The 5,928-nt window shown below is 61.6% G+C and carries 13 protein-coding genes; all 13 read right to left on the minus strand.

Features of this window, described 5'->3' with window-relative positions; genetic code table 11:
- Positions 1-104 precede the first annotated feature (104 nt).
- Positions 105-419 (minus strand): 50S ribosomal protein L24, encoded by a 315-nt coding sequence (rplX, locus tag EN993_RS29685; RefSeq protein ID WP_013531428.1) that lies wholly within the window; start codon positions 417-419, stop codon positions 105-107.
- A gap of 12 nt (positions 420-431) precedes the next feature.
- Complete coding sequence (gene rplN / locus EN993_RS29690; RefSeq protein ID WP_006205457.1) at positions 432-800, minus strand: 50S ribosomal protein L14; 369 nt, start codon at positions 798-800, stop codon at positions 432-434.
- A 71-nt stretch (positions 801-871) separates the two neighbouring features.
- Entirely contained in the window at positions 872-1,111 is a 240-nt protein-coding gene (gene rpsQ / locus EN993_RS29695) for a 30S ribosomal protein S17 (RefSeq protein ID WP_010909280.1), read from the minus strand.
- Positions 1,112-1,122: 11 nt separating this feature from the next.
- Positions 1,123-1,323: a 50S ribosomal protein L29 gene (gene rpmC, locus EN993_RS29700; RefSeq protein WP_006205459.1), complete on the minus strand. Its 201-nt coding sequence runs from the start codon at positions 1,321-1,323 to the stop codon at positions 1,123-1,125.
- Positions 1,324-1,335: 12 nt separating this feature from the next.
- Positions 1,336-1,749, minus strand: a complete 414-nt coding sequence (gene rplP / locus EN993_RS29705; RefSeq protein ID WP_013531427.1) for a 50S ribosomal protein L16 — start codon at positions 1,747-1,749, stop codon at positions 1,336-1,338.
- A 27-nt stretch (positions 1,750-1,776) separates the two neighbouring features.
- Positions 1,777-2,502: a 30S ribosomal protein S3 gene (gene rpsC, locus EN993_RS29710; RefSeq protein WP_013531426.1), complete on the minus strand. Its 726-nt coding sequence runs from the start codon at positions 2,500-2,502 to the stop codon at positions 1,777-1,779.
- Positions 2,502-2,891, minus strand: coding sequence for a 50S ribosomal protein L22 (gene rplV, locus EN993_RS29715; protein WP_006205462.1), 390 nt, complete (start codon positions 2,889-2,891; stop codon positions 2,502-2,504). The genes rpsC and rplV overlap by 1 nt, the downstream gene beginning before the upstream one ends.
- A 2-nt stretch (positions 2,892-2,893) precedes the next feature.
- Positions 2,894-3,172, minus strand: coding sequence for a 30S ribosomal protein S19 (gene rpsS / locus EN993_RS29720; RefSeq protein WP_006205463.1), 279 nt, complete (start codon positions 3,170-3,172; stop codon positions 2,894-2,896).
- A 16-nt stretch (positions 3,173-3,188) separates the two neighbouring features.
- The gene (rplB, locus tag EN993_RS29725; protein ID WP_024505067.1) at positions 3,189-4,022 is read right to left on the minus strand and encodes a 50S ribosomal protein L2; all 834 of its coding nucleotides are present in this window, start codon (positions 4,020-4,022) and stop codon (positions 3,189-3,191) included.
- Positions 4,023-4,044: 22 nt separating this feature from the next.
- Complete coding sequence (locus EN993_RS29730) at positions 4,045-4,338, minus strand: 50S ribosomal protein L23 (RefSeq protein ID WP_023757976.1); 294 nt, start codon at positions 4,336-4,338, stop codon at positions 4,045-4,047.
- Positions 4,335-4,955, minus strand: a complete 621-nt coding sequence (gene rplD, locus EN993_RS29735) for a 50S ribosomal protein L4 (protein WP_056588603.1) — start codon at positions 4,953-4,955, stop codon at positions 4,335-4,337. Before rplD ends, EN993_RS29730 begins: the two co-directional genes overlap by 4 nt.
- The gene (gene rplC, locus EN993_RS29740; protein WP_013531422.1) at positions 4,955-5,683 is read right to left on the minus strand and encodes a 50S ribosomal protein L3; all 729 of its coding nucleotides are present in this window, start codon (positions 5,681-5,683) and stop codon (positions 4,955-4,957) included. Before rplC ends, rplD begins: the two co-directional genes overlap by 1 nt.
- Before the next feature lie 61 nt (positions 5,684-5,744).
- Positions 5,745-5,928: 30S ribosomal protein S10 (rpsJ, locus tag EN993_RS29745; protein WP_127265570.1), on the minus strand; the 184-nt coding region annotated here is incomplete at its 5' end.

Genomic DNA, 5,928 nt, shown 5'->3' on the forward strand with positions numbered 1-5,928 from the left:
CCTGCAGCGGCTTGCGGATGGTCTCATTGTAGACCTGCTTGAGGCGCGGCGTGTTCTGAGCCTTGGACTGTTTGCTTTCAGCCTTGGGCTTCGTGGTTTGAGCCTTAGCCATTGATGACTTCTCCCGAGCGCTTGGCGACGCGCACCTTCTTGCCGTCCTTCTGGAAGATGAAACCGACGCGGGTCGGCTTGCCATCCTTGGGGTCGGCCAGCGCGATGTTCGACAGCTGGATCGGCGCTTCCTTGGTGATGATCCCGCCCTCTTGGGACTGGGACTGCTTCTGGTGACGACGGATCATGTTGACGCCGCGCACCAGCGCGGTGTCTTCCTTCGGCTGTACCGAGAGGACTTCGCCCGAACGGCCCTTGTCCTTGCCGGCCAGCACGACGACCTTGTCGCCTTTTCTAATCTTTTGCATTGGTCCGGCTCCTTACAGCACTTCAGGCGCGAGCGAGATGATCTTCATGTGGTTCTTGGCGCGGAGTTCGCGCGGAACCGGTCCGAAGATACGCGTGCCGATCGGCTCTTTCTTGTTGTCGACGAGAACGGCCGCGTTCTTGTCGAAACGGATCACGCTGCCGTCCGGGCGGCGGATGTCCTTGGCCGTGCGAACCACGACCGCCTTCATCACATCGCCCTTCTTTACGCGGCCGCGCGGAATGGCTTCCTTGATCGACACCACGATGATGTCGCCCACAGAAGCGTATTTCCGCTTCGAGCCGCCCAGCACCTTGATGCACATGACACGACGGGCGCCGGAATTATCCGCGACGTCGAGGTTTGTTTGCATCTGAATCATGACTGGCCGCCTTCTTCTTTTCTAACGGGATGGGCTCAAAGCCCCTCCCCGGTCTGTCCAAAATTCGTTGTTTACGCCTGGTCCGAAGACACGACGATCCAGCGCTTATCCTTGGAAATCGGCTTCGATTCCTGGATGAACACCTGATCGCCTACCTTGTGGGCGTTGTTCTCGTCGTGCGCCTTGTACTTCTTGGTCATGCGCACGGTCTTCTTCATCACGGGATGCGTGAAGCGCCGTTCGACCTTGACGACAACCGTCTTCTCGTTCTTGTCGCTGACGACGGTGCCCTGCAGAATGCGCTTTGGCATGGTTTTCGTCCTTAAGCCTTCTTAGCCGCGGACTTTTCCGCAGCGATGGTCTTGATACGCGCAATGTCCTTACGGACCTGTCTCACGCGCGCGGTCTTCTCGAGCTGGCCGGTGGCCTTCTGGAAGCGCAGATTGAACTGCTCCTTCTTCAGGCTGGCCAGGTCGTCGGTCAGCTGGTCCTGGGTCTTGGTCCGGATGTCTTCGGCTTTCATATCAGCCCGTCCTTATTCTGCGATGCGCTGCACGAAGCGCGTCTTGACCGAGAGCTTGGCCGCGCCGAGACGCAGTGCCTCACGGGCGGTTTCTTCATTGACGCCGTCGATCTCGAACATGATGCGGCCCGGCTTGACGCGCGCCGCCCAATAATCGACCGCGCCCTTGCCCTTACCCATGCGGACTTCGGTCGGCTTCGAAGTGACCGGCACGTCCGGGAAAATACGGATCCAGACGCGACCAGCGCGCTTCATTTCACGAGTGATCGCGCGGCGGGCCGCCTCAATCTCACGTGCGGTGACGCGGTTCGGCTCAAGCGCCTTCAGCCCGAAACCACCGAAATCCAGGTTGGTGCCGCCCTTTGCGGTGCCATGGATACGGCCCTTGAACTGCTTGCGGAACTTTGTGCGCTTTGGCTGCAGCATCGTTCTAACTCCAAATTCCTAAATGTCTCAGGCGTTTTCGCGACGACGACCGCGTTCGCGATCACCACCACCGCCATGCGCTGCATCGCTTTCGCTGGCCCGACGCTCCGAAGCCATCGGGTCGTGCTCAAGGATCTCGCCCTTGAACACCCAGACCTTGACGCCGCAGATGCCGTAAGCGGTGTGCGCTTCGGCCGTGCCGTAGTCGACGTCCGCACGCAGCGTATGCAGCGGCACGCGGCCTTCGCGATACCATTCCATGCGCGCGATCTCGGCGCCGCCGAGACGGCCGGCGCAGTTGATGCGGATGCCTTCGGCACCGAGGCGCATCGCCGACTGAACGGCACGCTTCATGGCGCGGCGGAACGCAATACGACGCTCGAGCTGCTGGGCAATCGACTGAGCGACCAGGGTCGCGTCGATTTCCGGCTTACGCACTTCAACGATGTTGAGGTGCGTCTCGGACTTCGTCATCTCCATCAGCTTCTTGCGAAGCTTCTCGATGTCGGCGCCCTTCTTGCCGATGATCAGACCTGGGCGCGCGGCGTGAATGGTGACGCGGCACTTCTTGTGCGGACGCTCGATCACGACCTTCGAGATGGCAGCCTGCTTGAGCTCCTTCTCGAGATACTTGCGGATCTTGATGTCCTCATGCAGCAGCTTGCCGTACTCGCCGGTGTTCGCGAACCAGCGCGAATCCCAGGTGCGGTTGATGCCGAGGCGAAGACCGATCGGATTGACTTTCTGGCCCATTATGCGGCCTCCCCTTTTTCTTCGACTTCACGAACGACGATCGTGAGGTGCGAGAACGGCTTCTCGATACGGCTGGCGCGACCACGGCCACGGGCATGGAACCGCTTCATGACGATCGACTTGCCGACATAGGCTTCCGCCACGATCAGTGCATCGACATCCAGGTCGTGGTTGTTTTCCGCGTTGGCGATTGCCGATTCCAGCGTCTTCTTGACCGTGCCGGAAATCCGCTTGGCCGAGAATTCGAGATCGGAAAGCGCTGTCGCGACCTTCTTGCCGCGGATCAGCGCGGCAACGAGGTTCAGCTTCTGCGGGCTGATACGGATCGTGCGCAATACGGCGCGCGCTTCGTTATCAGCAAGCCTGCGCGGAGCTTTGGCCTTGCCCATGATTATTTCCTCTTCGCCTTCTTATCCGCGCCGTGACCGTAATAGGTCCGGGTCGGAGCGAATTCACCGAACTTGTGACCGACCATGTCCTCGTTCACCGAGACGGGAACATGCTTCTGGCCGTTGTAGACACCGAAGGTGAAGCCGACGAACTGCGGCAGGATGGTGGAGCGACGGCTCCACATCTTGATCACCTCATTGCGACCACCTTCACGAACCTTGTCCACCTTCTTGAGAAGGTAGCCGTCAATGAAGGGGCCTTTCCAAATCGAACGAGTCACTTGGCGTTACCTCTTCTTAGCTCTTGCGCTGATGGCGCGAGCGCAGGATGAACTTGTCGGTCGCCTTGTTGGACCGCGTCTTCTTGCCCTTGGTCGGCTTGCCCCAGGGCGAAACCGGATGGCGGCCACCCGAGGTGCGGCCTTCGCCGCCGCCGTGCGGATGGTCGACCGGGTTCATGGTCACGCCGCGATTGTGCGGGCGCTTGCCACGCCAAACCGTGCGACCGGCCTTGCCGTCGTTGATGTTGCCGTGGTCCGGATTGGACACAGCGCCGACAGTGGCCATGCAGGAGCCGTGAACGACACGCTGCTCGCCCGAATTGAGGCGCAGGATCGCCATGCCCTGGTCACGACCGACCAGCTGACCGTAACCACCTGCCGAACGGGCGACCTGAGCGCCCTTGCCCGGCTTCAGCTCGATGTTGTGGACGATGGTGCCGACCGGCATCGAAGCCAGCGGCATCGCATTGCCCGGCTTCACGTCGACCGATTCACCGGACACGATCTTGTCGCCGGGAGCCAGACGCTGCGGAGCGATGATGTAGGACAGCTCGCCATCGTCGTACTTGATCAGCGCGATGAAGGCAGTGCGGTTCGGATCGTATTCAATGCGCTCGACCGTGCCGACGACGTCGAACTTGCGGCGCTTGAAGTCGATGATGCGGTACGAACGCTTGTGACCACCGCCGATGAAGCGGGCGGTGATGCGGCCGTGGTTGTTGCGGCCGCCCGACTTGGTCAGGCCTTCGGTCAGACCCTTGACGGGCTTGCCCTTGTAGAGGCCCGAGCGGTCGACGATGACCAGCTGACGGGTGCTGGGCGTTACCGGGTTGAATTTTTTCAGTGCCATGTTTCTGTCCTCGCGGCCTTGCTCAGAGACCCGTCGCGACGTCGATCGACTGGCCATCGGCCAGCGTCACAATCGCCTTCTTGACGTCGCTCTGGCGGCCAACCGTGCCACGGAAGCGCTTGATCTTGCCCTTGCGGACAAGCGTGTTCACGGCCATCACCTTGACGCCGAACAGCGCTTCGACGGCGGCCTTGATTTCCGGCTTCGACGCCTTCTTGGCGACGTTGAAGACGACCTGGTTCTGCTCGGAGGCCATGGTCGACTTTTCGGTGATCGCCGGCGAGACGATCACGTCGTAATGACGAAGGTCGGTCATTTAAAGCGCTCCTCGAGAGCCTCGACGGCGGCCTTCGAAAGGACCAGCGTGCCGCGGCGCAGAATGTCGTAGACGTTGATGCCCTGAATGGGCAGCACGTCGATGTTGGGGATGTTCGTCGCCGCCAGCTTGAAGTTCTTGTCAAGCTCGGCGCCGCCGATCAGCAAAGCGTTGGTCAGGCCCAGCGTCGCGAAATTCGCGATCAGCGCCTTCGTCTTGGCCTCGGTCAGCTTCAGCTCGTCGATGATGATGATCGACGCGCTCTTGGCCTTGGCCGAGAGAGCATGCTTGAGGCCGAGCGCGCGAACCTTCTTCGGCAGTTCGTGCTCGTGGCTGCGAACGACCGGGCCGTGGGCCTTGCCGCCGCCGCGGAACTGCGGAGCGCGTGCCGAATGGTGACGGGCGCGGCCCGTACCCTTCTGCTTGTACATCTTGGCGCCGGTGCGCGCGATCTCGGCGCGGCCCTTGGCCTTGTGGGTGCCCTGCTGCTTCTTGGCGAGCTGCCAGCGCACGACGCGCTGCAGGATGTCTTCGCGCGGATCAAGGCCGAAAATCTCGTCGGAGAGTTCCACCTTGCCGGCGTCCTTGCCGCCCAGCGTTGTGATCTTGAGATCCATTATTCCGCTCCCTCTGTGGCCGGAGCCTCGTTCTTGGCGCCACTTTCGGCAGCGACGGCGCGGATCGCGGCAGGCTTCGGCGCATTGGCCGGCAGCGCCACCTTGGCCGCATCGCGGACCAGGATCCAGGCGCCCTTCGATCCGGGAACCGCACCGCGGATCAGGATCAGGCCGCGGTCGGCGTCGGTCGATACGATCTCGACATTCTGCGTGGTGACGCGGGTGTCGCCCATGTGGCCAGCCATATGCTTGCCCTTGAACACCTTGCCCGGGTCCTGGCGCTGGCCGGTCGAACCGTGCGTACGGTGCGAAACCGAGTTACCGTGCGTTGCACGGCCACCGCCCATGTGGTGGCGCTTGATGACGCCCTGGAAACCCTTGCCGATCGTCGTGCCCGTCACATCGACCTTCTGGCCGGCGACGAAGTGCTCGACGGTGATCTCGGCGCCGACATCGATCATGTTGTCGGCGGAGACGCGGAACTCGGCAACCTTCGCCTTCGGCTCGACGGAAGCGGTCGCGAAATGGCCGCGCATCGCCTTCGACGTGTTCTTCACCTTGGCCAGGCCAACGCCGAGCTGAACGGCGGTGTAGCCATTCTTCTCTTGCGTGCGCTGGGCCACGACCTGGCAGTTCTCCATCAGGAGAACGGTGACGGGAACATGTTCCCCGGCATCGTTGTAGATGCGGGTCATTCCCACCTTCTTTGCAATCACACCTGAACGCATCGGTTCAATTCCTTTAGAGTTCCGGGCCGGGGGCACCGCCCCTTACCGCGCTCTCATTCCCTTAGAGCTTGATCTCGACGTCGACGCCGGCGGCCAGATCGAGCTTCATCAAAGCATCGACCGTCTGCGGGGTCGGATCGACGATGTCGAGCAGACGCTTGTGCGTGCGCATCTCGAACTGCTCGCGGCTCTTCTTGTCGACGTGAGGCGACCGATTGACCGTAAACTTTTCGATCCGCGTCGGC

This window comes from Mesorhizobium sp. M7D.F.Ca.US.004.01.2.1, assembly GCF_003997785.1.
Taxonomy (GTDB): Bacteria; Pseudomonadota; Alphaproteobacteria; order Rhizobiales; family Rhizobiaceae; genus Mesorhizobium; species Mesorhizobium loti.